Annotated in this window: 22 protein-coding genes; 10 read left to right on the top strand and 12 right to left on the bottom strand. The window is 69.3% G+C overall.

Annotated elements, in window-relative coordinates:
• Positions 1 to 857: ABC transporter ATP-binding protein (locus tag DEQ92_RS12360; RefSeq protein ID WP_115820884.1), on the top strand; the 857-nt coding region annotated here is incomplete at its 5' end.
• Positions 858 to 937: 80 nt separating this feature from the next.
• Here the strand turns inward: DEQ92_RS12360 and DEQ92_RS12365 are convergent.
• Positions 938 to 1,948: a HEAT repeat domain-containing protein gene (locus DEQ92_RS12365; RefSeq protein WP_115820885.1), complete on the bottom strand. Its 1,011-nt coding sequence runs from the start codon at positions 1,946 to 1,948 to the stop codon at positions 938 to 940.
• Positions 1,949 to 1,999: 51 nt separating this feature from the next.
• Between DEQ92_RS12365 and DEQ92_RS12370 the strand changes: the two genes are divergently transcribed.
• A complete protein-coding gene (locus tag DEQ92_RS12370; protein ID WP_233516862.1) occupies positions 2,000 to 2,392 on the top strand; it encodes a hypothetical protein in 393 nt (130 codons plus the stop codon).
• Positions 2,393 to 2,437: 45 nt separating this feature from the next.
• On the opposite strand, the gene DEQ92_RS12375 is transcribed toward DEQ92_RS12370, so the two are convergent.
• The gene (locus DEQ92_RS12375; RefSeq protein WP_058567784.1) at positions 2,438 to 3,694 is read right to left on the bottom strand and encodes a PQQ-like beta-propeller repeat protein; all 1,257 of its coding nucleotides are present in this window, start codon (positions 3,692 to 3,694) and stop codon (positions 2,438 to 2,440) included.
• The gene (locus tag DEQ92_RS12380) at positions 3,684 to 4,874 is read right to left on the bottom strand and encodes a PQQ-binding-like beta-propeller repeat protein (RefSeq protein WP_115820886.1); all 1,191 of its coding nucleotides are present in this window, start codon (positions 4,872 to 4,874) and stop codon (positions 3,684 to 3,686) included. The genes DEQ92_RS12375 and DEQ92_RS12380 overlap by 11 nt, the downstream gene beginning before the upstream one ends.
• Positions 4,875 to 5,003: 129 nt before the next feature.
• Here DEQ92_RS12380 and DEQ92_RS12385 point away from each other — a divergent pair, with 129 nt between their 5' ends.
• Both DEQ92_RS12385 and DEQ92_RS12390 read left to right on the top strand, forming a co-directional pair.
• Positions 5,004 to 6,293 carry a PQQ-binding-like beta-propeller repeat protein gene (locus DEQ92_RS12385; RefSeq protein WP_115820887.1) on the top strand — a complete coding sequence of 430 codons (1,290 nt, stop codon included), beginning with the start codon at positions 5,004 to 5,006 and terminating at the stop codon, positions 6,291 to 6,293.
• Positions 6,290 to 7,513, top strand: coding sequence for a PQQ-binding-like beta-propeller repeat protein (locus DEQ92_RS12390; protein WP_050460100.1), 1,224 nt, complete (start codon positions 6,290 to 6,292; stop codon positions 7,511 to 7,513). Before DEQ92_RS12385 ends, DEQ92_RS12390 begins: the two co-directional genes overlap by 4 nt.
• Before the next feature lie 43 nt (positions 7,514 to 7,556).
• On the opposite strand, the gene DEQ92_RS12395 is transcribed toward DEQ92_RS12390, so the two are convergent.
• The gene (locus DEQ92_RS12395) at positions 7,557 to 8,243 is read right to left on the bottom strand and encodes a helix-turn-helix domain-containing protein (RefSeq protein WP_115820888.1); all 687 of its coding nucleotides are present in this window, start codon (positions 8,241 to 8,243) and stop codon (positions 7,557 to 7,559) included.
• Between the two features lie 133 nt (positions 8,244 to 8,376).
• Here DEQ92_RS12395 and DEQ92_RS12400 point away from each other — a divergent pair, with 133 nt between their 5' ends.
• The 4 genes from DEQ92_RS12400 to DEQ92_RS12415 all read left to right on the top strand — a co-directional run bounded on the left by DEQ92_RS12400 (position 8,377) and on the right by DEQ92_RS12415 (position 12,708).
• Entirely contained in the window at positions 8,377 to 9,195 is an 819-nt protein-coding gene (locus DEQ92_RS12400; RefSeq protein ID WP_115820889.1) for an alpha/beta fold hydrolase, read from the top strand.
• 152 nt (positions 9,196 to 9,347) lie between these two features.
• Positions 9,348 to 10,214 (top strand): hypothetical protein, encoded by an 867-nt coding sequence (locus tag DEQ92_RS12405; RefSeq protein ID WP_050460097.1) that lies wholly within the window; start codon positions 9,348 to 9,350, stop codon positions 10,212 to 10,214.
• Between the two features lie 86 nt (positions 10,215 to 10,300).
• Complete coding sequence (locus DEQ92_RS12410; RefSeq protein WP_115820890.1) at positions 10,301 to 11,083, top strand: ABC transporter ATP-binding protein; 783 nt, start codon at positions 10,301 to 10,303, stop codon at positions 11,081 to 11,083.
• Positions 11,080 to 12,708, top strand: a complete 1,629-nt coding sequence (locus DEQ92_RS12415) for a hypothetical protein (RefSeq protein WP_058567779.1) — start codon at positions 11,080 to 11,082, stop codon at positions 12,706 to 12,708. The genes DEQ92_RS12410 and DEQ92_RS12415 overlap by 4 nt, the downstream gene beginning before the upstream one ends.
• A 66-nt stretch (positions 12,709 to 12,774) precedes the next feature.
• Here the strand turns inward: DEQ92_RS12415 and DEQ92_RS12420 are convergent, their stop codons facing one another.
• The 5 genes from DEQ92_RS12420 to DEQ92_RS12440 all read right to left on the bottom strand — a co-directional run bounded on the left by DEQ92_RS12420 (position 12,775) and on the right by DEQ92_RS12440 (position 17,234).
• Positions 12,775 to 14,004: a PQQ-binding-like beta-propeller repeat protein gene (locus DEQ92_RS12420; RefSeq protein WP_115820891.1), complete on the bottom strand. Its 1,230-nt coding sequence runs from the start codon at positions 14,002 to 14,004 to the stop codon at positions 12,775 to 12,777.
• A 78-nt stretch (positions 14,005 to 14,082) separates the two neighbouring features.
• Positions 14,083 to 14,946 carry a DUF6293 family protein gene (locus DEQ92_RS12425; RefSeq protein WP_050460093.1) on the bottom strand — a complete coding sequence of 288 codons (864 nt, stop codon included), beginning with the start codon at positions 14,944 to 14,946 and terminating at the stop codon, positions 14,083 to 14,085.
• Positions 14,947 to 15,116: 170 nt separating this feature from the next.
• Entirely contained in the window at positions 15,117 to 15,287 is a 171-nt protein-coding gene (locus DEQ92_RS23445; RefSeq protein ID WP_158546594.1) for a hypothetical protein, read from the bottom strand.
• 207 nt (positions 15,288 to 15,494) lie between these two features.
• Complete coding sequence (locus tag DEQ92_RS12430; protein ID WP_004971991.1) at positions 15,495 to 15,902, bottom strand: PPC domain-containing DNA-binding protein; 408 nt, start codon at positions 15,900 to 15,902, stop codon at positions 15,495 to 15,497.
• Positions 15,903 to 16,508: 606 nt separating this feature from the next.
• Entirely contained in the window at positions 16,509 to 17,234 is a 726-nt protein-coding gene (locus tag DEQ92_RS12440; protein ID WP_004971995.1) for an SDR family NAD(P)-dependent oxidoreductase, read from the bottom strand.
• 174 nt (positions 17,235 to 17,408) lie between these two features.
• On the opposite strand from DEQ92_RS12440, the gene DEQ92_RS12445 reads away from it, so the two are divergent.
• Positions 17,409 to 18,362: a TIGR03560 family F420-dependent LLM class oxidoreductase gene (locus DEQ92_RS12445; RefSeq protein ID WP_115820892.1), complete on the top strand. Its 954-nt coding sequence runs from the start codon at positions 17,409 to 17,411 to the stop codon at positions 18,360 to 18,362.
• Between the two features lie 97 nt (positions 18,363 to 18,459).
• Positions 18,460 to 19,284, top strand: a complete 825-nt coding sequence (locus DEQ92_RS12450; RefSeq protein WP_004971999.1) for a polysaccharide deacetylase — start codon at positions 18,460 to 18,462, stop codon at positions 19,282 to 19,284.
• Positions 19,285 to 19,311: 27 nt separating this feature from the next.
• Here the strand turns inward: DEQ92_RS12450 and DEQ92_RS24450 are convergent, their stop codons facing one another.
• From DEQ92_RS24450 to DEQ92_RS12465, 3 genes are all read right to left on the bottom strand, one after another.
• Positions 19,312 to 21,783 carry an ABC transporter ATP-binding protein gene (locus DEQ92_RS24450; RefSeq protein WP_115820893.1) on the bottom strand — a complete coding sequence of 824 codons (2,472 nt, stop codon included), beginning with the start codon at positions 21,781 to 21,783 and terminating at the stop codon, positions 19,312 to 19,314.
• A 180-nt stretch (positions 21,784 to 21,963) separates the two neighbouring features.
• Positions 21,964 to 22,944 carry an ABC transporter permease gene (locus DEQ92_RS12460; protein WP_193493815.1) on the bottom strand — a complete coding sequence of 327 codons (981 nt, stop codon included), beginning with the start codon at positions 22,942 to 22,944 and terminating at the stop codon, positions 21,964 to 21,966.
• Complete coding sequence (locus tag DEQ92_RS12465) at positions 22,937 to 23,944, bottom strand: ABC transporter permease (RefSeq protein ID WP_049904907.1); 1,008 nt, start codon at positions 23,942 to 23,944, stop codon at positions 22,937 to 22,939. Before DEQ92_RS12465 ends, DEQ92_RS12460 begins: the two co-directional genes overlap by 8 nt.
• Between the last annotated feature and the right edge of the window lie 22 nt (positions 23,945 to 23,966).

A 23,966-nucleotide genomic window follows, 5' to 3' on the forward strand; every position in this document is an offset into this window, starting at 1 on the left:
AGGAAATCGAGCGCCGCGTCGAGCGCGCCGCCGAAATCGTCCAGCTGCAGGGCATGCTCGAACGCATGCCCGACGAGATGTCCGGCGGCCAGCGACAACGCGTCGCCATCGCCCGCGCCATCGTCCGTGAGCCCGATGTCTTTCTCATGGACGAGCCGTTAGCGAACCTCGACGCGAAGCTCAAGGTCCACATGCGAACCGAACTCCAGCGCCTCCACAAGGAACTGGACACGACCATCATCTACGTCACCCACGACCAAGAAGAGGCGATGACGCTCTCGGACCGTATCGCCGTCCTTGACGCTGGCCAACTCCAGCAGATCGACCCGCCGCTCGTCTGTTACAACGAGCCCGCGAACCTGTTCGTCGCCGGCTTCATCGGCTCGCCCTCGATGAACTTCGCCGAGGCGACGGTCACAGAAGACGCGCTCTCGACAGCAAACTTCTCGCTCGCGTTCGATCCGGCGTCTGTCGAGGCTGTGGACGTGGGTGACGAGGTAACCATCGGGATTCGTCCCGAAGACATCTATCCCAGCGGAGCGCGCGTCGAAGTCGAAGACCCCTCTTCGCTCATCGCCACGCGCGTCGATATTCTCGAACCGATGGGCGACGAGATATTCGCGTACATGCTGTTGGGCGAAGGCCGAACCTCGATGGACCAGTCAGGGGCTGATGACCAGTTGCTGATGAGCGTTGAGCCCGACTCGACGATTCGAGAAGACACGGACGTCGAAGTGGTGATAGACCGGGGGAACGTCCACCTCTTCGATACGGCGTCGGGCGACGCACTCGTCCACGGCCTTCCCCCCGTTTCAGCCGAGTTAGAGACCGAGACGACGGCCGACGCAGACGACTGAAGCGACCCGGCAACCTCGCCGTCGGCGACGGCGAGACGCAGTAACTCCCGGAGGCTACCGGAAGTAACCGCGCGCTCGACTCAGTACGGAGCGCCACAGCTCGGACACATCGGCGGCGCGCCCTCGGGGAGGTCGACGCCGCAGTGGGGGCACTTCCCGTCGGCGTCTGGCGACGTCATCTCGTCGACCGCGTCGTCGGTCGTGCCCCGAACGCCGGCCAGCGACCCAACGCCTTCGGCCGGTGACTCCAGTGATTCTCCCTCCGACGCCGCCCGGAGAAAGCGGACCCGTTCGGCGACGAACTCGGCCGCCTCGTCGGATTCCGCGTCGAGCACCGAATCCGGTACCCGAACCGCCTCGCCGCCCCCACGGACTGACAGTCCGAGCGCTTCGGCGGCGCGGCCCCGGACGAAGGCGTTCTCGTCGGCGAGCCGTGCCGAGAGCGCCGTCCGAGCCTCGGCGAGCGAATCCGGCGCGTCGCAGCCGACGACCGCCACCGCCGTACAGAGGTGATAGCGGACGAGTTCGTCCCGGTCGTCGAGGTGTTCGGCGAGCGCCGAGACGCGGTGGCGAAGTCGACCGGGGTCGCCGAGCGCCACGCATTCGAGCGCCTTCGCCAGCTTCTGTTTCACCTCGGGTTCGTCGAACGAGAGACCGACGCGGAGGTCCGCGAGCACCTCCGGCGAGGCGACCGCGTCGGGGTGTTCGAGCGCGACGTAGCCCAGCGCCTCGGCCGACCGGGCGCGGACGTAGTAGAACTCGTCCTCGTCGGCGAGTCGCTCGGCGAGCGACGGAACGGCGGGAGCGACCGCGTCGGGAGCGGCCTCCGCGACCGCGACGAGCGCCTTCGCGGTCAACAGCCGGACGGCGCGGTCGTCGTCGGTGAGAAAGGGCGTGACGGCGGGGAGGACCGACTCGAACGCGGTCGGCCGGTCGTCGGCGAGGCGCCGAAGCTCTCGGAGCGCCCGTTTTCGGTCCTCGGTCGACGCCGTTCGGAGCTCCCCGAGCGCCCCGCTCACCGCCTCGTAGGCGCGGTTTTCGGCTGATTCGACGAGGCGCTCCAGCGGGGGCGCGTGACGTGTGTCGTCCATCGGTTCGTGTGCCTCGTTAGCGAAGTATCTCCTCGGTACGTCAATAAGTTAGTGGGAGACCGCGTCGTCGACACCGAACAGAACAGAACAGACAAAAAGACTACATTTTCGCGGAGCGACGACAGAACCGTGAGCCCGATTACGCTTGCCGCGGCGGCGCTCCTTGGGAGTGTGACCGCGGCCGCGACGTATCGACACGCGAGACGCCGCGACCGAAACCCGACGAGGTGGAGCGCGGAGGTCGGAGCAACGTTCCTGCTCGCGCCACTTCTCGCGGCCGAAGTGGGGCTCGGCGCCGTCCGAACAACGCTGGTCGCCACGTCCTCGGCTGGGGTCGTCGAGGCGGTCCCTCCGGTGGCGTTCCACGGCGTGACTATCGCTGTTGGGCTGGTCGCCGGTGCGACGGCACTCATCCACTACCGGCGTGCCGCGGTGGCCGCGTAGTCGAGTCGAAGCGACGCGAGGCAACGAGCCGCGTCGTCCTCGCGGTCACTCCAGCGGGAACCGCGCGACTGCGCCGTCGTCGACGTACGAGACGAACACCGACGACGGCTCGACGCGGAGAGAGAGTCGGCTGTGCGAGTCTGGTTCGTACGACCACCGCGTCTGGCCCGACTCCCGGGAAAGCACCTCGAAGCCCCGGTCCCAGCCGGCGACGACGCGGGAGCCCGTGACGGCGAGCGAGTCCAGCGACGGGAGTCCGGTTACGGTCTGCCACCGCCGCGTGCCGTCGAGGCCGAAGCAGTCGACTCGGCCGAGAATCCCGCCGTCGGGGTCGTCGACGCGGCTCCCGACGAACACCGCGTCGTCCGTGGCCTCGACCGACCGGATCTGATAGCCCACGGGATTCGCCCACCGCTTCTCGCCCGTCTTCCGGTCGAACGCGAGCAGTTCCGCGTGCCCGTCCGGTCGGTCGTGGGAAAGGTACAACTGCGACCCGAGGACCATCGTGCGCCCGGGGCTGCTGACAGAGGTTCGCCAGCGAACGCTCCCGTTCGACGGTTCGTAGGCCACCAGCGTCCCGTCCCACACGGCGACGGCGAGTCGGGAGTCCGCGACGACCGCGGGGTGCCGCGGCTGGGATTCGGTCCGCCACCGGACGCTCCCGTCCGCCGGCGAGAGCGAGACGACGCGCGATTCAGTCTCGCTCACCGGCACGCGAACCACGACCGAGTCGTCGGCGACACCGTCGAGGGAGTACGACGAAACCGCCCGTTGGAAGCGTCGGTCGCCAGTCTGTGGGTCGTATCCGGTGAGCGTGTTCTCGGGGCCGGCGAAATCGAGTTCGGCGACGAGCGACTCGGTGCGGACGAGTCTCGCTCGATGGGCCGTGCCCTCGTCGCGCCACAGTTCGTCGCCCGAGGAATCGACGGCGTAGAGGTCGCCGTCGGTGCTGTGGACGTGGTACGGGCCGCCGGACGGCGGGGCGACGGGTCGCGTCTCTATCGGGCCGCCGGTCTCGAACCGGACGGCGGTCGACCCATCCTCGCGCCGCAGGCCGTACAACGCCTTGTCCTGCATCCCGGCGAGGACCAGTTCGTCGGTGACGGCGGGCGGGCCGGCCATGAACGCCCCGTCGATATCGCGTCGCCAGACCGGTCGTCTCCCGCCGAGTCCGGGAATCGAGCTACAGCCGGCGACGGAGAGCGAGCCGACGGCCGCGAGCGTCCCGAGCACCTCGCGGCGGGTGACGGTTTGCTCCCGGCTTCCGGCCGAACCCGTCCGCTCCGGACGCTCACTCGGCATCGAGCACCTCCGCGTCGAGGCGAGCGAGTTGCCACTCCTGTCCGACGTAGACGCCGTCGCCCGCGGCGACGACCCAGTTCACCGTGCCGCCGTCGAGGTAGCCCTCGAACCGGTACTCGCCGAGGAGGGTGCCGTCGGTCGCGTGGACGTACAGCGCGGTCGGTTCGAACGGGACGGTCCCGCTGTGCCCCCGGACGAGGAGGTCCGACCCCACGACGGTCACCAGTCGGTCGCCGACGCGGGTCGGTCCGCAGGTCACGGGGCCGGCCAGTTCGCGCCGCCACAGTCGGGTTCCCGTCTCGGCGTCGAAGGCGTACAGGAAGTAGTCCGCGCCGCCGACGTACACGCGGCCGTCGGAGACGAGCGGCCGGGCGAACACGGTGTTTCGGAGCGACCCGCGCCACCGAAGCTCGCCGGTCGCCGCGTCGAGCGCCAACAGTTCCTCGGTCGCGCTCCCGACGAAGACGGTGTCGCCGGCGACCGCCACCGACGACGGGGACGCCCCCACGTCGGCGCGCCACGATTCGGACTCATCCGTGGCGAACCGGCGGACTGTTCCGTCCAGAATGGGCGCAATGACACCGGCTTGGGAGCCACCTCCGGCGGGTGCGGACGCGGGCGCGCCGGCCAGCGACGCCGGAAGTTCGGCGCGAAAACGCTGCTCGCCGTCCTCGCGGGACAGCCCGAGCAGTCGGTCCACCACGTCGTTTTCGGTGCCCGAGATGGGGAAGACGACGGTGTCGTCGGCGACGACCGGCGGGTACTGAACGACGCCCGGGTCGGCGCTACCGACGCCCGTCAGCCCGATGTTCCACGCTCGCTCGCCCGCCTCGTAATCGACCGCCGTGGCCCGTCCCGCCTTCGAGAACAGGTACGCATACTGGTCGTCGACGCCGAGCGGCGACCGGTAGCCCTTCCGGCCGGTCACCGCCCAGCGCTCCTCGCCGGTCTCGGGGTCGAGCGCGGACACCATCGGGTCGGCGTGAAACGGGCTCCCGGTTCCGACGAGCAGGGGGCCGGACGGCGGGCGCAGGGCGCGGGTCGGAGTCCGAACGCCCGCCGTCCACGCGGTCGGCATCGGGAGCGAGTCCTCGTGGCCCGTGAGACTCGCACAGCCGGCGAGGCCAGCGGCGAGCGCCGGGAGAGCCTTCAGCGCGTCGCGTCGCGAATAGGAGGGCATCAGCGAGGACGTGTGGACCGGCTGATAATACTCCTGTTGGTTTCGACGGCGGCGCGACCGGCCGCGGCCGGCGAACCCTTCGAGCGGGGAGCCACGAAGGTTTTTATCCCGCGCCGAGACGGCGGTCGTATGCTCTCCAGACGCGAGGTACTGGCCGCCGGCGGAGTCGCGCTCGCGGGCGGGGTCGCCGGGTGCGGTGGCTCACCACCGTCTCCGGACGCGACGTTCGACGCGCCGACGACGGCGTGGCCGACCACCGGCTACGACCCGCAGGCGACGGGCCACGCACCGGCCGGCCCGCCCGAGGGAACCGTCTCGTGGAGCGTCTCGCGGGGGAGCCTCGACCCGCCGCTCTACGGCGCGCTCGCCCCGCCGGTCGTCGCCGACGGGGCCGTCTACGTCACCGGACTCGCTACCCACTATTACAGGCCGGACGACTTCACCAGCCCGCTGGCCGCGATTGACGCCGAGTCCGGGTCGGTCCGGTGGGTCGAAGGCTTCCCGGACGGGCTCAGCGGCGGCCCCGCGGTCGTCGGCGACGACCCGGGAATCGTCGTCGTCGGAGGCTACGACGGCACCCTCCACGCCGTCGGAAGCGACGGGTCGAGCGAGTGGGCCGCGGACCTCGGCGGCCGGCTGGGAACCCCGACGGCGTACGGAAACAGACTGTACGTCGAAAGCGGGAACGGCCGCCTGCACGCCGTCGGAAGCGACGGGAACCGGCTGTGGACCGCCGACCGGCCGGGGGCGCTCGAACTCCTCGTCGGCCCGGACGAGCCGGTCGAGACGACGATGCCCGTCGCCGACGACCGCGGCGTCTACGCCGCCTTCACGCCGTTCGAGCGGGAGCGCGAGGCGGTCGTCGTCCTCGGCTACGACCACGGCGGCGGGCGGCGCTGGCGGACGGTGCTCGACGGCCGGTACGGCCGGTCGCCCAACGGCCTCGCCGTCACCGACGACACGCTGTACGCGACCGTCGGCGGAACCGTCTACGCGCTCGACGCCGACACCGGCAAGGAGCGCTGGCGGTTCGTGACCGGCTCGGAGGCCGCCGGCCCGCCGACGGTCGACGGCGAGCGAGTCTACGTCGGCGCGAAGAACCTCTACGCGCTCTCCCGGACCGATGGCGGCGAGCGCTGGCGCGTGGTGAACGAAGCGCCGCCGAGCCACGACCGCGACCCGACGACCCTCCCGTATCTCGCTCGCCCGCCCGTCGCCGACGGGCGAGTCTACCTCCGAACCGGAGCCGTTGACGCCGCCGACGGGACGCGCCTGTGGGGCGGCGACGCCGACGAGTGGCTCCAGTCGGGGAACTACTTCGCCGAACCGTACTACAGGCGGCCGATGGCGTCGCCGGTCATCACCGAGGAGGCGATGTATCTAACCCACGCGCACCACGGGGTGGTGAAGGTCGCATGACCGACACCGGCCAGCGACCGACTCGGCGTCGACTCTTGGCGAGTCTCGGAAGCGCCGCCGCCGTCGGCGCGGCGGGCTGTCTCGGAACGCGGTCGGAGCACAACCCGACGAGCGGGGAGTGCCCCGAGTACGACCCCGTCGAGCCGGCGACCGCGGACTGGCGCGGCGTGATGGGTCCGACGACGAACACCGGGGCCGTCGCGTCCGAGGCCGTCCCCGAGGGCGACCTCGCCGTCGATTGGACGGTGCCCGTGGAGACCTACGTGGGCCACCACGTCCCGGTCGTCGCCGACGGCACCGTCTACGTCCACGACATGGACGACGAACTCTCCGCGGTCGACGCCGACACGGGCGAGCGAACGTGGACCAGACCGCTCACCGACCCCGAGCCCGCGCCCGCAGTCGGCGACGGAACGCTCGTCGTCGTGACCCGCGAGGAGACCCACGCCTTCGACGCGGCGACGGGTGACCGACGCTGGAAGCGGGAGGGACTCGGCGGCGGCATCTTCGGCGCGAGCCCCATCGTCGCGGGCGACACTGTCTACGTCCAAGCGGGCGTCGCGACTCACGCGCTGTCGCGTTCGACCGGCGAGACCCGCTGGCGGGCCGCGACCGGATTCCCCTCCGACTCGACGCCCGCCGTCGCCGGCGACACCGTCTACACCGCCGGCGACGACACCTACGTCCGGGCGCTGGCGACGGCCGACGGGACGGAGCGCTGGCGCGCGAAGACGAGCGCCCGAATCGCGTGCAACGTCTCGGTGGTCGAGGGAACCGTCCTCGTCGGGACCGGTGCCGGGAGCGTGCTCGGACTCGACGCCGAGACGGGCGCGGAGCGCTGGCGCTATCGACTCGAACCGCAGCGGGCGGGCGGCGAGAGTCGACCGAGGCGGCCCGAGACCATCGCGACCGACGGCAGCCGGGTGTACGTCGCGACCGACGACCGGTTGGTCACGCTCGCGTTGGCCGACGGGACCCGCTGCTGGGACAACCGAAACTACGCCGGAAGCTACGCGAGCGGCATCGCCGTCGGCGCGGGGACCGTGTTCGTCCCGACGCACGACGACAGCGGGGGAGCGATAACCGTCCTCGACGCCCCCACCGGAAACACGCGACAAGAGTTGGCGGCGGGCAAACGCCAGCGCTTCGACATCGGCCCGAGCGTCGCCGAGGGCGGCGTCTACTTCGCCGGCCGGGGCGCCGTCGTCCGACTCAGTTAGGTCGGTCTTCGGGCGGGACCGACCCGAGTGGTTCGTCGACCCGTCAGTTCGGAAGCGGCGGCCACGTCGTCGCCACCGTCTCGGCGATGAGCCGGGTCTGCGCGCGTCGGAGTCGCTCGGAGGTCGAAGAAGCGGTGATGCCGAGTTCGTCGGCGACCTCCCGCAGGGTGGCCCCGCGGGGGATGTCGAAGTAGCCCAGTTCGTACGCCGTCCGGAGCGCCTCGTCCTGTCGGTCGGTGAGCCCCTCGCCCGGCGGTTCGGGGTCGCCGTCGCGGGCGAGGCGCCGGAGCCCGAAGCCGGCGTTCCGCCGCCAGAACGATGCGAACCGCCCGAACGCGTCGCGGTCCGCGAACCAACCAGTCTGTCGCCAACCACCCCGTCGGACTTCGATGCGCTCGATGATGGCGTCGGCGGTGGCGAGGGCCTCCAGCCCGGTGAGGTCGTCGAGGCTGTCACCGAGCTGTTCTTCGAAGCTCAGCGCCGGGACGGCCTGATACCGGCGGGTCTCGCCCGACTCGCCGATTCGCGTCCAGTCGGCCACGTCGACGGCGTCGTCGATGGCGGTTTCGAGTGCCCGGTGTGCCCCGCCGGTGACCGTCACGATGAACATCGGCCGCTCGCCGTGGTTGTACTGGAGTTCCAACGCGAGCGTCGCCTCCGGAACCGCCGCCGCGACCCCGGTCAGCGGGAGCGCGTCGCAGTCGATGTCGAACTCGGCGATGAGACCCATACGTCCGCTGTCTCGGCGGTCGGTCATGGACGTGTCGAAGCGGCCGAGGCGGTCGCCCGCCCTCGGAGGCCACTTAAACGACCGCACGGCTGAGAGTGCGACTTAGTCGCCGCCGGCGACAAGCGAGGCCGCGATGCAACCGATTCGATTCGAACGCGGAACAGAACTGTCCGACGAGCGATTCGGGAGCGGCGCGCCGCTTCTGTGCTGTCACGGCGGGATGGCACCGCCGGCGTACTGGGACGCGGTCGTCCCGCACCTCGACGGCTACGAGGTCGTCGTCCCGGAGCGACCCGACTTCGGCACCTGTCTGGACGACGTCGAGACGACGCCCGCCGAGGCGGTGCTGGAGCGCGAGGTCGAGTACGTCCGGGAAGCCGTCGACGAGATTCGCGAGGCGACCGGACGCGACCCGGCGCTGTTCGGTCACTCCTTCGGCGCGCTCACGGCTCTCGAAGCGGCGACCGACGCGCGGGTGGCCGCCGTCGCCGCCTACGAGCCGGCGGTGCTCCCGGAGGCGTACCGGAGAGAGGCGGACCTCTCGGAGCGCATGGCCGCGCTCGTCGAGGCGGGAGAGCGGCGCGAGGCGGTCAAACGCTACGTCGAGCAGGTGCTCCACCCCGACGGCATCAACGACCTCGACGCGTGGCTCGACGAGTGGCCCGTCTGGCCCGACTGCGTGGCCCTCGCCGAGGAGGTCGTCCGGATGAACCGCGCCGTCGAACGCTACCGGCTTCCGGCCCGCCTGGACGTTGACGCACCCACCGTGGTCATGGCCGGCACCGGCGGCCCCGACTTCCTCCGCGAGAGCGCCCGAAACGTCCACGACTCCCTGCCGACCAGTCGGTTCGTCGAGTTCGACGCGCTCGGTCACGGCGGCCCCGGCGACGACCCCGAGCGGGTCGCGGCCGCGGTCGATTCGTTCCTCCGTGATCGGGCCAGTCACGCGTGAAAACGTCGATTACACGGGTACAGGTGTAATCGCAATCTCAGAGACACGAGCCGTCTCGCGCTCGTTTGCGACCGAATCGAGGGTCGGAGACCGGACGCGCGAGACGACCTGTCAACCCAACATTCTTTGCTCGGTGCGGAGACGTGGTCGGTATGGCAGCCCTCCAAGCCATCGGCACAGCCGCCGGCTCTCTCAGACGGAACCCGATACTGTTCGTCGTCGCCGCGGCGTTCAGCCTCATCCAACTCCCGTCGCTGTTCGCGCAGGCGGTCAGCCCGCTCATCGGAAGCATCGTCTCGCTGGGATTCAGCGGCCTCACCGTGTTCGTCGTCCCGTTCTTCCTCGGTGGCGTCCTCGGCATGGCCAACGAGGCCATCGACGGTCACACCTCGCTCGGGACGCTCGTCAACGAGGGGAAGTCGCACTACGTCTCGCTGCTCGCGGTCTACTTCAGCCTGCTCGCGGTCAACCTCGTGTTGGCGTTCATCGGCGTCTTCGCCTCGCTGTTCTTTGGCCTCCTCCTCATCGGGAGCGGCAGCCAACCGGGGACCGCCACGCTCGCGGTTCTGGCCGTCATCGTCCTCGCCGTGACTCTCACCTACCTCGCCGTGGTGTTCGTCATGCAGTTCTTCGGTCACGCCATCGTTATCGACGACCTCGGCGCGGTCGACGGCGTCAAGCGCAGCATCTCGTGCGTCAGGAACAACCTCGTGTCGGTCTTCGGCTACTCCGTCATCGTCGGACTCGGCGGCCTCCTCGCCGGCGTGGTCGGCGGCGTGGCCTCGCTCCTACTCACCCCGTCGCTCCAGCATCAGGGGGCCGCGGTGGCCGGGTCGGAAACCGGCGCGACCGCCGCGTCGGCGTTTTCGAGCCTTCCGACCGTCGGCGTCGTCGGCATGGTCGCCATCGCGGTCGGCCTCGTCCTCGTCAGCGGTCTCACCGGCGGCTTCTTCGCCGCGTACTCGACCGCGTTCTACCGGTCGATTCGCCCGGCGAACCCCGAGGGAGTAAACCCCTGACGCCGCCGCGAACCGCCGCCATTTCTGTCGGACGTGTATCAATTCGCAACCGTTAGGCGTCCGGGGGGCGAAACGCGGGCCGTCCCATGCCCTCCACCAACGCGGACGCGGACGTCGCCGTCGAAGCGACCGACCTCAGGAAGTCCTACGGCTCCGAGGTCGCGCTCGACGGCGTTTCGCTGTCGATTCCGAGCGGAACGGTGTACGGATTTCTCGGGCCGAACGGCGCGGGGAAGACGACGACGATGCGCATCCTGACGGGGCTCTCACAGCCCACCTCGGGCTCGGTCCGCATCTGCGGACTCGACGTGAGCGACCGCAGGAAACTCGCGCCGCACGTCGGCTACCTCCCGGAGACGCCGCCGCTGTACGACGAGTTCAGCGCCCGCGAGCAACTCGACTACGTCGCCGACCTCCGCGACATCCCGTCGGAGACCGCCGAGGCGCGCATCGACGACCTGCTCGACCAGTTCGACCTCGTCGGCGACGCGAACAAGCGCATCGGCACGTACTCGAAGGGGATGAAACAGAAGACCGCGTTCATCCAGAGCGTGCTCCACGAGCCGGACGTGCTGTTTCTCGACGAGCCGACCTCCGGGCTCGACCCCCGCGCGGCGAGACAGATTCGGACCTCCATCGGCGACGTGGCCGACGCGGGGGCGACGGTCTTCCTCTCGACGCACATCCTCCCCGTGGTCGAGGCCGTCGCCGACGAGGTCGGCGTCCTGTTCGACGGTCGCGTCGTCGCCGAGGGGACGCCCGACGAGGTGAAATCGCGCGCCCAGACGGGCGGCGAGGGCTCGCTCGAAGACGCGTTCCTCGCGGTCACGAGCGACGAGACGCAGCTGTCGGGTGTCGCCGACGAATGAGCCTCCGACGAGACGTTCGCCACGGCCTGCGAATCGGGCGCGCCGAGTTCGTGCGGAGCCTCCGGGGGTACGCCTCCGAGACGCGCCGAATCATCGGCCTGCTGTTGCTCTTGCTGTTCTTCGGCGGCAGCCTCCTGTTTTCGCTCCCGGCCGTCTACGTCGTCGGCCGGGGCGCGCAGTCCGTGACCGAGATTCCCTTCTTCGACCTCGTCGCCACCGCGATACCGGTGGGGCTCGCGCTCCTCGCGACGTTCCGAACGCTCGAACGCATCGGCCGCGTCGAAAACGAGTCGCTCGTGCTCACGACGGTTCATCCGCGGGCCGTCGTCATCGGACTCATCACCGCCGAAATCTGTCGAATTGGACTCTGGTTCGGGCTCCCGCTCGCGGTCGTCGCCGCGACGTTCACGGCCGGCCTCGGCGCGCCGTCGCTGTTGCTCACGACGGCCGTCGTCGCGGCCCCGCTGGCGTGCTGTACGACCGTCTGGGGCTACGCGGTCGGCGTCGCCGTGCTCCGCGCGTTCAAGCGCCTGCCCGGCGTCCGGCGCACCCTCAAGGTCGTCGGCTTCGTCGCGATGGTCGGGCTCGTCCTCGTCTCGCAGTCGTTCGGGCGGTTGCTGGCCGAGGGGTCGCTCCCGCTCGAGTGGCTGGCGGCGACGCTGACGGTCGGCCCGCTCGCAGACTACCTCGCGCTCGCATTCGTCGGGACTCCGCTCGCCCGACCGTTCTCGGCGGCCGCCGTCGTCACCTTCGCGGCCATCGTCGCACTCACGCCCGTCGGCCTTGCCGTCGCCACCCGACAGGCGAGCGCCCTCTGGTTCACCGACCGCGCGACGGGGGGCGACCGAGGCTCGTCGGCGGCAGGCGCGAAGGCGACCGATTCGACCGGCGGCTTCTCGACGCCGAAACCGCTCGCGGGGACGAACGGGGGCCACGTCGCGTGGGGACTACTCGTCCGCGGCGTCCGCCACCCCCAGAAGTTCACGCACCTCGTGATGCTGGTGTTCTTCCTCGGCCCGCTCGGTACGACCATCGTCCAGTCTTCGGCCGACGGCCTCGGCCCGCTGCTCGCCGCGAGCGGGGCCGGCCTGGGAACCTACCTCGCGGGCGCGACGTTCGGTCTCAACCCCATCGGCGACGACCGCCCGCAGTTCCCGATGTTGCTGTTGACTCCGACTGCGCCGCGGGAACTGGTTCGCGGTCGCGTGCTCGCCGGCGTGATTCTCGGGGTGCCGGTCGCCGCGGCGCTCCCGCTGGCGACCGTCGCCCTCGGCACGTCGCCGCTGTCGGCGGTCGGCTTCGCGCTCGTCGGCGTGTTCATGTGCGTCGCCGCCGCGGCCTTCGCGGTCGGCATCGGCGCGGCGTACCCGATATACGAGGAACGCGAGTTCTGGGGCGCGACGACCGTCGTCCCCTCGACGCTCGTGCTGATGGCGTTCATGTTCGTCGTCGGCCCCGGCACCGTCATCGGCCTCGTCGCCACGTGGTTCGGCGTCACCGGGCACCTCTCCGCGACGCCGCTTCTCGCCGCCGGGCTCGGGCTGTACCTCCTCGTGACCGTCGGCGTCTCCTACGGTTCGTACCGGTACGCGGTTCGACGGTACCGGACGTACACGTTCGAGTGACGGCGAGCGCGTCGTGAGGTGTGAACTCGGCGTCACGTCGGCAACCGCGGCGACGGCCCGCTGGCCTCAGTCCGCTACGCGGAACACGCCGGGGTTCCTGCCCGTCCCGGCGAAGTAGAGTTCCGACCCGCGGACCGACAGGCCGCCGGTGGGTCGGACGTCGAGCGCCTTCGACCACAGTACCTCGCTGGACGCCGCCGAGACGGCCGAGAGGCGGTCGTCGCTCGCCACGAACCGGGTGTCGCCGGCGACGACCGGCGGGCGGGCGAACGTATCCGCATCGAGCGACAGCGTCCACTTCGTCGCGCCGTCGGCGGCGTCGAACGCGGCGAGACTCCCCCGCGAGGACTGGACGTGAAGCGTGTCGTCCGCGACGGCTGTCTGCGGGCTTCCGTTCTCCGGGAGCGGGACCGACGCCCGCCACTGCGTCGACCCATCTTCGAGGGCGAGGGCGAGCACGTTCCCGCGGTGAGCGCTGTAGTAGAGATGGGCGTCGTCCACCGTGAGCGGGACGGCGCTCTGCGGGAGGTCCTCGCGTCGCCACCGCTCCTCGCCGGTCGCGGCGTCGAGCGCGGCGACGCCGGTCTGCTCGTGGTCGACGCCGATTGGCGTGTAGACGACGCCGTCGCGGGCGGCGAGACCGGGCGAGGCCCTGCCGGCGTCGTAGCTCCATCGCTCCTCTCCGGTCGCGGGGTCGCGCCCGAAGACGGTCGAACCGCCGCCGTCGACGAGCGTTTCCGCGGCGAGCACCGGCGCGTTCGCGGGAGTCCCGTACCCGCCCTCGCTCGTCCGCCAGCACCGCTCGCCGGTCCGGGCGTCGTAGGCCGCGACGAACTCCGCGGTCGAGACGAACATCGCGTCGCCGGCGAGCGTGGGCGTGGACTTCCCGTAGGCGTAGTCGACGGTCCACGCGTCGTCGGAGTCCGCGGGAGCGGTCTCGGCGTCGAGGTCGAGCGCGCGATACACGCCGTCCTCGCCGTCCCCGTCGCTGTAGCCGAGCACGCCGCGGGCGTCGGCGACCGCGACTGAGGTGGCGAGCGCCGCGTCGCCGGACGCGATTCGCTCGACGCCCGCGTCCGCCGAGGGGCCGGGGTCGGTCGTGTAACCGGTGTTGGCGAAGTCGCGCTGGTAGGTCGGCCACGCGCCCGTCACGTCGCCGACGGGCGCGTCGCGTCGGTAGTCGCGCTCGACGTCGAGGGTGCTGAACGCGCGGGCGACACAGCCTGAGAGCGACGCGAGGGCGGTCGCGCCGCCGGCCGCGAGGACGGCTCTGCGCGTGTGCATGTTGGAGGGCATACATGTCTGTGTCCCGTCGCTACCGTACTAACAGTTGTCCCTGGGGCGACAGCGAAAAGGAGAGACTAACGACGCAGCTTACCGGCCCTCGACGAGCGCGTCGACCGGGTTGTCGAGGGCGAAATCGACGTTCTCGGACGGGTCGTCGGTCCGCGCTTCGAGGTCCGAGACGACCGATTCGGCGCGGTGTCGGAACGCGCGGAGCGTCTGTCTGCCCTCCTCCGTGAGTTCGAGGTAGCGGCGGGTGCCGCGCTGGGTGACGGTGACGTAGCCCTGATGTTCGAGCGTCGCGGTGACGCGGTTGTCGAGGACGTTGTAGTCACCGGTGACGGGTTCGTAGTCGGCGGCCTCGCCGTCGACGCGGCCGCGCATGAACTCGAGGCCGTAGCGGGCCGCCTCGGTGATGAGCGTCTTCTTCTTCGCGTGTTTGGCGTCGGTGTCGTGGGCCTCGATGATGGCGAGCGCGGCGACCTGGTCGGGGGAGGGCGAGTCGATTTGGTAGGTCGTCAGGAGCGACGCCTGCGCGAAGCCCTCGGTGACCGGCGCGTCGAGGCCGTGCGGCCGGACCTCGGGGTCGACGACGTACGGTTCGGCGTCGGTGCGTTCGTCCATGCAGGCCATCGTCGCGCCGACGGCCGCGCGCTTTGTGCCGGCGGTGACGTTGACGCGGACGAAGTCGTCGGGGTGCCAGTCGGCGATGGTCGTAATCGCGCCCATCACCTCGTACATGTCGAAGAGGTCGAGGTACTCGACGTCAGGCGGGGTGCCGACCACGTCGGCGATGCGGTCGACGACCGCGTCGTGGTAGGTCGGGCGCTCGACCGCGGGGTCCTCGTGTTCGAGGAGGTAGACCTTGTCCGGCCGGTCGTCCTCGATGGGGCCGACGATGCGGTCGTGTTCGCGCCACAGGGGGACGATGTGAACGCGGAGGTGTCGTTTCATCTGTCACTCTCGGCCACGACTTCCCGCGTCGAAAGTCATTCGGTTGGGAGATTCTCGCGTGAGCGAACGGTAGAGGACCCATAAACGCCGAATAGAGATATATACACGCTATTCATGCTACTCACGTAACTTACGGTAGTTACCGAGGAACCGCCAATGTGGGTTGTCGACTACGAATAGTTGCCGCCGGCCGCGCTCCAACGGACCGGCGGTTGCGACCCGCCGACGGCGGCGCGACCACCGGTCCCCGGTCGCGTCCCCGCGGCGGACCCCGCGTCGGCGGACGACCCCCCGGAACCCTCGTTCGGTGCGCTCGGGGCGTCGGCCAGTCCGCCGACCACGCGCCCTCCAGCCCCCCTCGCTTCGGCCCTCCACCGCCGGCCGACGCCCCGACAGCACCGTCTTTTCTTTCTCCGAACCTCACTCGTCGCCCGACGAGCGCGCCGCTCTCGACCCGCGACAGCCGCGCAGAAAAGGAACCGAGTGTCCGCACTGCGGCTCACTCGGGTCAGTCCGGTTCAGTTCGGCCCGCCCCGGTCCGGCCCGGTTCAGATGTCGAACACGTCGAGACCGGTCCGCTCGTCGAGGTGGTGGGTCAACGGCGTCTCGCCGAGGTGGATGACGACCTCGAACGTCCCGGAGACGCGCGCGCCGGAACAGTGGCCGCCGAGCGTCTCGAAGTCGCGCGTGCCGACCTGAATGTGCGTGTGAATCTTGTCGGGGCCGATGTTGCCGAGGAAGCTCGTCACCTCGAACTGGCCCGTGAACTCCTCTTCGAGGTACTCCTGGTCGCCCACGTCGTAGTGGCCGAGCGTGACGGAGTCGACCGCGCCGATACCCGTGAGAAAGCCGTGTTCGATGTCGAACTCGTCGCGCACCGTCGCGAGCGAGTCGAGGACCTGTTCGCCGGGGTCCAGCCTGACGACGACCGTGTCGTCTTCTTTGACGTAGTCCATGGTTGTGCCCGAGCGTCCGGTACAGCGGCGGCGGCGTAATATGTTTTGAAAGGCTCAACGTTGCGGGACGAACGGGGTTCCAAATTGTTTGACTTCTAGATAGTCACAAGAACAGTCGATTCACACGTATGTTAGTCGGGTCTCGTTCTCGACTCCCCGCCCGCCCACTGTCACATCAAATCGATGACCGCGGGCCAATCTTCCCATTCGCCAGTATCCCCAGTTTCCGGCCCGTGATAGACGGCTTGTCCCTCTAATAGACGGATTCGGTCGGCGGGGTGGTCGTCGAAGTCACGGATGACCGCGGACACGACAACCAATCCGACCGCGCTCGTCCGGTCGTCATCTCGGACGCACAGAAAGTGGATGGAATCCGGCACAGAGGCGGAGTAGCGCGTTCTTTCGCCGGGCAGCGTTATCGCGACCGACGGGCGGGGCGTGTCGAACCGACGGAGAGACCGACCGACGGCGAATCGCCCGAAGGTATTCGGACGAGCGACAGTAGTTCCGGTATTTGATATATGTTTGTTTTCGATATATTTGACGACCAACTCGGTTCGGCCCGGCGCAACTCGGAACTGTCCGTGACCGCGGTCGGCCGGCGAGTCACCGGAGCATCGACCCGCCGTCGACCGTCAGCACCGTGCCCGTCACGTAGCCCGCGCCGTCGCAGAGGAACGCGACCACGTCGGCGACCTCCTCGGGCGTCCCGATGCGTTCGAGCGGGAGGTCGGCGGCGTACTCGGCGAGCGCCTCCTCGGTCCAGAGGTTCGACTCGGTGAGAAGCGGCGTCTCGACGAGCCCCGGCGCGACGCAGTTGACGCGCACCTCGGGGCCGAGCTGTTTCGCCAGCCCCTTCGTGAGCCCGAAGACGCCCGCCTTCGATGAGGAGTAGTGGACGCCGCCGGTGGCGCTCCCGCGGAGGCCGGCGACGCTCGACACGTTGACGATGGCACCCTCGCCGCGCTCGACCATGGCCGGCGCGACGGCGCGGGCGACGACGTACTGCCCCTTGAGGTTCACGTCGAGGACGCGGTCCCACTCGTCCGGGTCGAGGTCCGCGAGAGAGACGGCCCGCGAGATGCCCGCGTTGTTCACGAGCGCCGCCACGTCGGCGACCGATTCGACCGCCGCCACCGCGTCCGCGACCGCGTCGGGGTCGCGAACGTCGACGGCGAACTCGTGGACGCGCTCGTCGTCCCAGTCGGTCTCGCCGGTCTCGATATCGAAGCAAGCGACGTAGTCGTAGTCCGCTCGGAGTCGCTCGACGACCGCCCGCCCGATACCGCTGGACGCGCCGGTCACGACTGCCGCGCGCTGATTGTCCGTCATGTGGTTCGGGAGGGCGCGAACCGTAGTACGTGTTGGGGTGGCGGCGAGCGGTACTGTCGGGGTGCCGACGAGCGGTACTGTCGGAGCCGAGCGCGGTGCGAACGACGCGGTCGAGGCGAATAACGCGGTGAGTGGAGTGGTAACTGTTTTCGTGGTCGCGCGTGAGCCGTTCGTATGCAGTTCGCAGTCAACGTTCCGACCAGCGCCGGCGACTCCGTTCACTCCCAGTTGGCGTTCTGCGACGAGATTTCGTGGGACGCGCAGGTCGAGTTCGCCGTGGCGATGGAGAACCTCGGCTTCGACGGCGTCGCCGTCCCCGACCACGTCATGACCGGCAGCGGCCCGACGACGGAGTGTTTCGTCACGCTGGCCGCCATCGCCCGCGAGACCGAGGACGTGTACCTCTACCCGAAGACGGTGAACAACCACTTCCGAAACCCCGCGCTCCTCGCCAAGCAGGCCGCGACGCTCGACGCCGTGAGCGACGGACGGCTGAAACTCGGCATGGGTGCCGGCTGGAAGGAGAGCGAGGCGCGGGCCTACGGCTACGACTGGCCGGACGCCCCGACTCGCCTCCGGATGCTCGAGGAGTCGATTCGGATGCTCAAGCGCCTGTGGACCGAGGAGACGGTCAGCTTCGACGGCGACTACTACACCCTCGACGAGGCGATGTGTCAGCCGCATCCCGTCCGAGACCCGCATCCGCCCATCATGGTCGGCGGCGGCGGCGAGTCGTTCACGCTCCGAATCACCGCCCAGTACGCCGATTCGTGGAACTTCTGGGGGCCGCCGGAGGTGATGCAACACAAACTGGACGTGCTGGAACGCCACTGCGAGGGCTACGGCCGTCCGTTCGAGGAGATAGAGCGCTCGTGGTTCGCACGGTGTCTGCTCCGCGAGGACGAGGCGGAACTCGACGCCCTGCTCGACGAGCACTTCCCGCGGTTCAAACCCGAGAACGTCGCCGACAGCGAGTACCCGCTCGTCGGCACGCCGGAGCAAGTCCGCGAGCGACTGGAGACGTTCGACGAGATGGGCTTCGACGAGGTCGTCGTGGAGTTCGTGGACTTCCCCGAGACCACGAGCGCCGAGCTGTTCGCCGAGCGCGTCGCGCCGGCGTTTCGGTAACCTGCGGGTCGGGAGTCCGCGAATCGACCCGGCGTGGGCCGCGTCCCGCGAGTGCGGCATGGAAACAGCTATCACATCTATTTTCGTACGTCGAAGCGTGACTCACCACAGCGTCTGCCTCACCTTCGACTTCGACGGCGTCTCCTCGTGGATACACTCGTTCGAATCGCCGGACAGCCCGACGAAACTGTCGAGAGGACTCTTCGGCGTCGACGTGGGCGCGCCCCGCGTCCTCGACCTCTTGGACGAGTTCGGCGTGGAGACCACGTGGTTCACGCCGGGCCACACCATCGATAGCTTCCCCGAGGCCGCCGAGGAGGTGTGGAGCCGCGGCCACGACGTCCAGCACCACGGCTGGTCCCACACCCGCCCGCGACAGTACGAGTCGCGAGCGGCGGAGTACGACGACGTGAAACGTGGCGTCGAGAGCATCGTCGACCTCACGGGTCGGCGGCCGACCGGCTACCGTTCGCCCTCGTGGGACTTTTCGACCCACACGCTCGGCATCCTCGACGAGCTCGGCTTCGAGTGGGACTCGAGCCAGATGGCGACCGACTTCGAGCCGTACCGCATCCGCGAGGGGTGGGCCGCGCCCGCCGACGCGCCGTTCGAACGCGGCACCGAGACCGACATCGTCGAGGTGCCTGTCTCGTGGCAACGCGACGACTTCCCGGCGTTCGCCTTCAACCGCGAGCGGGGCTACGCGAACGAGAAAGCGGTGTTCCGCCAGTGGCGCGAGCAGTTCGACTGGATGGTGGACAACGTCGACGGCGGCGTGTTCGTCCTCACGATGCACCCGCAGGTCATCGGGCAGTCCCACCGGCTCGCCCGGCTCGAATCGTTCGTCGAACACGTCGCCGACGCGCCGGGCGTCGCCTTCGAAACCGTGGACGAAGTCGCCGACCGGTTCGGGTCGGCGTGAGGGCGAGGTAAAGCCGGCGGCGCTTTTTCAGGAGTAGTGGTGACAGCTGACGATACGGTCGAGTTCGTCGGGCGAGTCCAGCGCCGGCACCTCGGAGGTACAGACGCTGGGTTCGACGAACGTCTCGGTCAGGAGCGACGCGGCGTCGCGCCACGCGCCGCCGGCCGCGAGCGAGAGCGCGCGCTCCACGGTCGTGCCGGCGTCGCCGGCGGGGAGGCCGTCTGGGAAGTAGGTCGCGCGAGCATCGTCGGCGACGACATCCGGGGACTCGCGCTGGACGGCTCTGACGAACCGGCGCACGCGGTCCCAGTCCTCGTCGCCGAGGTCGAGGTCCTCCGGGGCGACGAGGCTCGGACACCGAGTGTGGAACCGGCAGCCGCTCGGCGGGTGAATCGGCGACGGCACGTCGCCGGACAGCGGGACGGTCTCGCGGGACACCCGCGGGTCGGGCACCGGAATCGACGAGAGGAGCGCCCGCGTGTAGGGGTGTTTCGGCGACTCGAACAGGTCGTCCTTGTCCGCGAGTTCGACCAGTTCGCCGAGGTACATCACGGCCACGCGGTCGCAGACGTGGCGGATAACGCTCAGGTCGTGGCTGATGAAGAGGTACGTCAGCCCGAACTCGTCCTGAAGTTCCTTCATCGTGTTGAGCACCTGCGCCTGCACCGACGCGTCGAGCGCCGAGGTCGGCTCGTCGCAGACGATGAAGTCGGGGTCGACCGAGAGCGCCCGCGCGAGGTTGACCCGCTGGCGCTGGCCGCCCGAGAACTGGTGGGGGTAGCGGTTGTAGTGGTCGGCGTCGAGGCCGACCGTCTCCAGCAGTTCGCGCGCCCGCGCCTCGCGTTCGCCCTCGTAGAGCCCGTGGGCCTGCATCGGCTCCTCGACGATTTCGCCGACGGTCATCCGCGGGTCGAGCGACGCCTGCGGGTCCTGAAAGACGAACTGCATGCGTTTGCGGCGCTTGCGAAGCTCCTCTTTCGACAGTTCGGCGAGGTTCTCCCCGTCGAAGACGATGTCGCCGGAGGTCGGGTCGACCAACCGGAGGAGCGTCCGCGCGAGCGTGGACTTCCCGCAGCCGGACTCGCCGACGAGGCCGAGCGTCTCGCCGGGCAGGATGTCGAACGAGACGCCGTCGACCGCGCGAACGTACTCGCGGTCGACCGAGAAGGGAAGCAGTCCCGCGTCGCGGTCGAACCGGAGGCGGTCGAGGAAGCCGTCGCTCGCGTCGAAGTACTTCCGCAGGTCGCGGACGCTGAGGAGCGGGTCGGCGTCGGGGTCGAACGTTGAACTGGAACCAGTCTCGGCGGCGTCACCGGTCTCGGCGGAATCCGACTCTGCGGCGGCCGACCCGGAGGCGGACTCGGCGTCGTCGAGCGGGGCGCTCTCCCAGTAGCCCGCCTCGGCGAACGAGTCGTTGCGCAGGCACGCCGCCCGGTGCGGCGCGGCGGCGACTTCGGTGACGGCGGTTCCGTCACCGGCCTGTATCGCCACGTCGCCGTCTCCTTCGCCGCCCTCGTCGACGAGTCGGGCGTCGGGGTGGACGTGCAGACACGCCTCTCGGGCGTGCGGGCACCGCGTGTGGAAGCGACAGCCGCTCGGCGGGTTGATGGCCTCCGGCATGATGCCCTCGATGGGCGACAGGCCGTCCACGTCGCGGTCGGGCCGCGGAATCGACCCGAGAAGCGCCTCGGTGTAGGGGTGTTTCGTGTCGTGAAAGAGGTCGTCGACGGTCGCCTGCTCGACGATTTCGCCGAGGTACATCACGGCGACGCGGTCGCATATCTCGGCGACGACGCCCATGTCGTGGGTGACCCAGACGAACGAGGTGTCGTAGCGGGCCGCGAGGTCCTTCACGAGGTCGAGAATCTGCGCCTCGACAGTCACGTCGAGCGCGGTGGTCGGCTCGTCGGCGACGACGAGGCTCGGTTCGCACGCGAACGCCATCGCGATGAGGACGCGCTGGCGCATCCCGCCGGAGAACTCGTGGGGATAGTCGTCCATCCGGCGTTCGGCCTCGGGGATGCCGACCTCGCGGAGGCGCTCGACGGCGATGGCCTCGGCCTCGGCCGCCGACACGTCGCGGTTGAGCCCGATAATCTCGCTCAACTGCTCGCCGACGGTGAACACCGGGTTGAGGCTCTCCGTGGGGTCCTGAAATATCATCGCGATTTCGCGGCCCCGGATGCGCTCGCGAATCTCGCGGCTCGACAGCATCTCGGGGTCCTGACGCGGTTCGTCGTCGGGGTCGTCGCCGCGCTCGACGCCGACGAGCAGGTCGTCTTCGAAGCGGACCTCGCCGTTGACGATGACGCCCGGCGAGTCGATGAGGCGCATGATGCTCCGCGCCGCGACGCTCTTTCCGGCGCCGCTCTCGCCGACTAAGCCGAGCACTTCGCCGCGCTGTACCTCGAACGAGATACCGTCGACGGCCCGAACGGTCCCCGCGTCGGTGCGGAAGTGGGTGTGCAGGTCGCGGACGGTGAGTAGCGTATCAGACATTGGTCGTGGAGTGGTGGGGGGCGTCGGTGCGTGAGATGGGTGCCTCTGCAGAACCGCGAGAGCGAGTTCCGACGCCGTCCCGGGAAGGGAGCGATAGTTCGGCGGGCGAGCGAGCGGCGGAGACCGGGCTACTCCCGGCCCCGCGGCGGACGGTCGGTGAGACGTGTGGTCCGTTCATCGTCAGTCGTTCGACCGCGGGTCGATTGCGTCGCGCAGGCCGTCGCCCAGCAGGTTGAAGCCGATGACCGTCGCGAGAATCGCGAGGCCGGGCCAGATGCTGAACCACGGGTTGACGATCATGTACTGCCGCGAGTGGGCGAGCATCTGCCCCCACGACGGCGTCGGGGGCTGGACCCCGAACCCGAGGAACGACAGCGACGCGACGATGAGGATGTTCACGCCGACCTGCAGCGTCGACTGGACGAGCACCGGCGCGAAGCTGTTCGGGATGATGTGGCGGAAGATGATGTGGCGGTCGCGCACGCCGGCGGCCTTCGCGGCCTCGACGTACTCCATCTCCCGGACGCTCAGCACCTGTGAGCGAATCAGCCGCGTGAACACCGGAATCGTCGTGATGGAGACGCCGACGATGGCGATGCCGAGTTCGCGGCCGAACGCGGACATGATGGCGATGACGAGGATGAGGAACGGAATCGCGTACAGCGATTCGACGAACCGCTGGAGCACGTCGTCCACCCAGCCGCCGTAGTAGCCGGAGACCGCGCCGACGACCGTCCCGATGGTCATCCCGATGCCCGTCGCGATGAGACCCACCTGGACGGCGATGCGGGTGCCGTAGACCAGCCTGACGAGGATGTCGCGGCCGCGGTGGTCCGTCCCGAGCGGATGCGCCCACGACCCCGTCCCGAAGCTGTTTTCGATGCCGACCGGCGGAAGCAGGATGGTGCTTCCCGCCGGGTCGTTCTCCGGGTGGTACCAGAACGTCGCCGCGAACTGGTAGTCGAACAGGTCGGCGTCGATAGTCGTCAACAGCGCGACGAGCGTCACGAGCCCGATGACGTAGAGGCCGACGCGCGACGCCGAGTTGCGCTTGAGCTGTCGGAGCACCTGCGAGGAGCGCGAGACGGCGGAGCGCTCGTCGGCGTCCGCGACGCCGCCCGTGCGGGCCGAGTCGCCGACGGCGGCCGTCGAATCACTCACCGGAACCACCCCCGTAGGAGATGCGCGGGTCGATGACCGCGTACAGCACGTCCACGACGAGCACGCCGAGGACGAACACGATGGCGAAGAATATCGTCGTGCCCATGATGAGCTGGTAGTCCTGCGCCCGGACCGCGGTGATGATGAGGTTCCCCATCCCGTTGATGTTGAAGACCGTCTCGGTCAGCACCGCGCCGCCGAGGGCGGTTGTCATCTGGATGCCGATGACGGTGAGCACCGGCAGTTGCGCGTTCTTGAACGCCTGCCGCCGGAGAATCGTCCGCTCTGAGACGCCGTAGGCGCGGGCGAGTTGGACGTAGTCCTTGTTGAGCACTTCGAGCATCGACGACCGCTCGATGCGCGTGATGGCCGCCATCTGGAGCGTCCCCAGCGTGATGGAGGGGAGTATCAGATGCGACGCCGCAGTCACGAGCACGTCCAGTCTCGACGTCGCCCCGTCGACCGACGCGGGGTCGGCCCACGGCATGATGAGCCCGCTCGGCGGCAGGAGGTCGCCGTAGTACGCGAACACGATTATGAGCAGCAGGCCGACCCAAAAGCTCGGCGTGCTGACGCCGATGAGCGACGTGACGCGGGCGAGGTGGTCGTAGCCGTTGTTACGGTTCTTGGCGGCGAAGATGCCCAGCGGAATTGCGGTGCCGATTGCGAGGGTGAAACTCGACGCGAGGAGCAAGAGCGTCACCGGGAGCCGCTCGAAGATTTTCTCCGTCACCGCGACCCCACCGTAGTGGATGCTCGTCCCGAAGTCGCCCGTCGCGACCGCCGCGAGGTACCTGACGTACCGGACGTACAGCGGTTGGTCGAGGCCGTACTTCGCGCGGGCGGCCTCGATAGCCGCCGCGTCGGCGGCCGGCCCGACGAGGATGCGAACCGGGTCGCCGGGTATCGAGTTGATGAGGACGAACGTGACCGTAACGACGAACAGCATGACCGGAACGATTTGGAGTAATCGCCGTCCGATGTAACCGGTTGTCGTCATGGGTGGAGTGGATGGGGAGTGA

It is taken from the genome of Haloferax sp. Atlit-6N (assembly GCF_003383195.1).
GTDB lineage: Archaea > Halobacteriota > Halobacteria > Halobacteriales > Haloferacaceae > Haloferax > Haloferax gibbonsii.

Bases quoted from the DNA above. Each gene is read 5' to 3' on its own strand.
- DEQ92_RS12430 (WP_004971991.1), bottom strand. From the start codon at position 15,902: ATGGACTACGTCAAAGAAGACGACACGGTCGTCGTCAGGCTGGACCCC.
- DEQ92_RS12405 (WP_050460097.1), top strand. From the start codon at position 9,348: ATGGCAGCCCTCCAAGCCATCGGCACAGCCGCCGGCTCTCTCAGACGG.
- DEQ92_RS12390 (WP_050460100.1), top strand. From the start codon at position 6,290: ATGACCGACACCGGCCAGCGACCGACTCGGCGTCGACTCTTGGCGAGT.
- DEQ92_RS24450 (WP_115820893.1), bottom strand. From the start codon at position 21,783: ATGTCTGATACGCTACTCACCGTCCGCGACCTGCACACCCACTTCCGC.
- DEQ92_RS12395 (WP_115820888.1), bottom strand. From the start codon at position 8,243: ATGGGTCTCATCGCCGAGTTCGACATCGACTGCGACGCGCTCCCGCTG.
- DEQ92_RS12380 (WP_115820886.1), bottom strand. From the start codon at position 4,874: ATGCCCTCCTATTCGCGACGCGACGCGCTGAAGGCTCTCCCGGCGCTC.
- DEQ92_RS12440 (WP_004971995.1), bottom strand. From the start codon at position 17,234: ATGACGGACAATCAGCGCGCGGCAGTCGTGACCGGCGCGTCCAGCGGT.
- DEQ92_RS12465 (WP_049904907.1), bottom strand. From the start codon at position 23,944: ATGACGACAACCGGTTACATCGGACGGCGATTACTCCAAATCGTTCCG.
- DEQ92_RS12400 (WP_115820889.1), top strand. From the start codon at position 8,377: ATGCAACCGATTCGATTCGAACGCGGAACAGAACTGTCCGACGAGCGA.
- DEQ92_RS12415 (WP_058567779.1), top strand. From the start codon at position 11,080: ATGAGCCTCCGACGAGACGTTCGCCACGGCCTGCGAATCGGGCGCGCC.
- DEQ92_RS12420 (WP_115820891.1), bottom strand. From the start codon at position 14,004: ATGCCCTCCAACATGCACACGCGCAGAGCCGTCCTCGCGGCCGGCGGC.
- DEQ92_RS12375 (WP_058567784.1), bottom strand. From the start codon at position 3,694: ATGCCGAGTGAGCGTCCGGAGCGGACGGGTTCGGCCGGAAGCCGGGAG.
- DEQ92_RS12425 (WP_050460093.1), bottom strand. From the start codon at position 14,946: ATGAAACGACACCTCCGCGTTCACATCGTCCCCCTGTGGCGCGAACAC.
- DEQ92_RS12445 (WP_115820892.1), top strand. From the start codon at position 17,409: ATGCAGTTCGCAGTCAACGTTCCGACCAGCGCCGGCGACTCCGTTCAC.
- DEQ92_RS12410 (WP_115820890.1), top strand. From the start codon at position 10,301: ATGCCCTCCACCAACGCGGACGCGGACGTCGCCGTCGAAGCGACCGAC.
- DEQ92_RS12365 (WP_115820885.1), bottom strand. From the start codon at position 1,948: ATGGACGACACACGTCACGCGCCCCCGCTGGAGCGCCTCGTCGAATCA.
- DEQ92_RS12385 (WP_115820887.1), top strand. From the start codon at position 5,004: ATGCTCTCCAGACGCGAGGTACTGGCCGCCGGCGGAGTCGCGCTCGCG.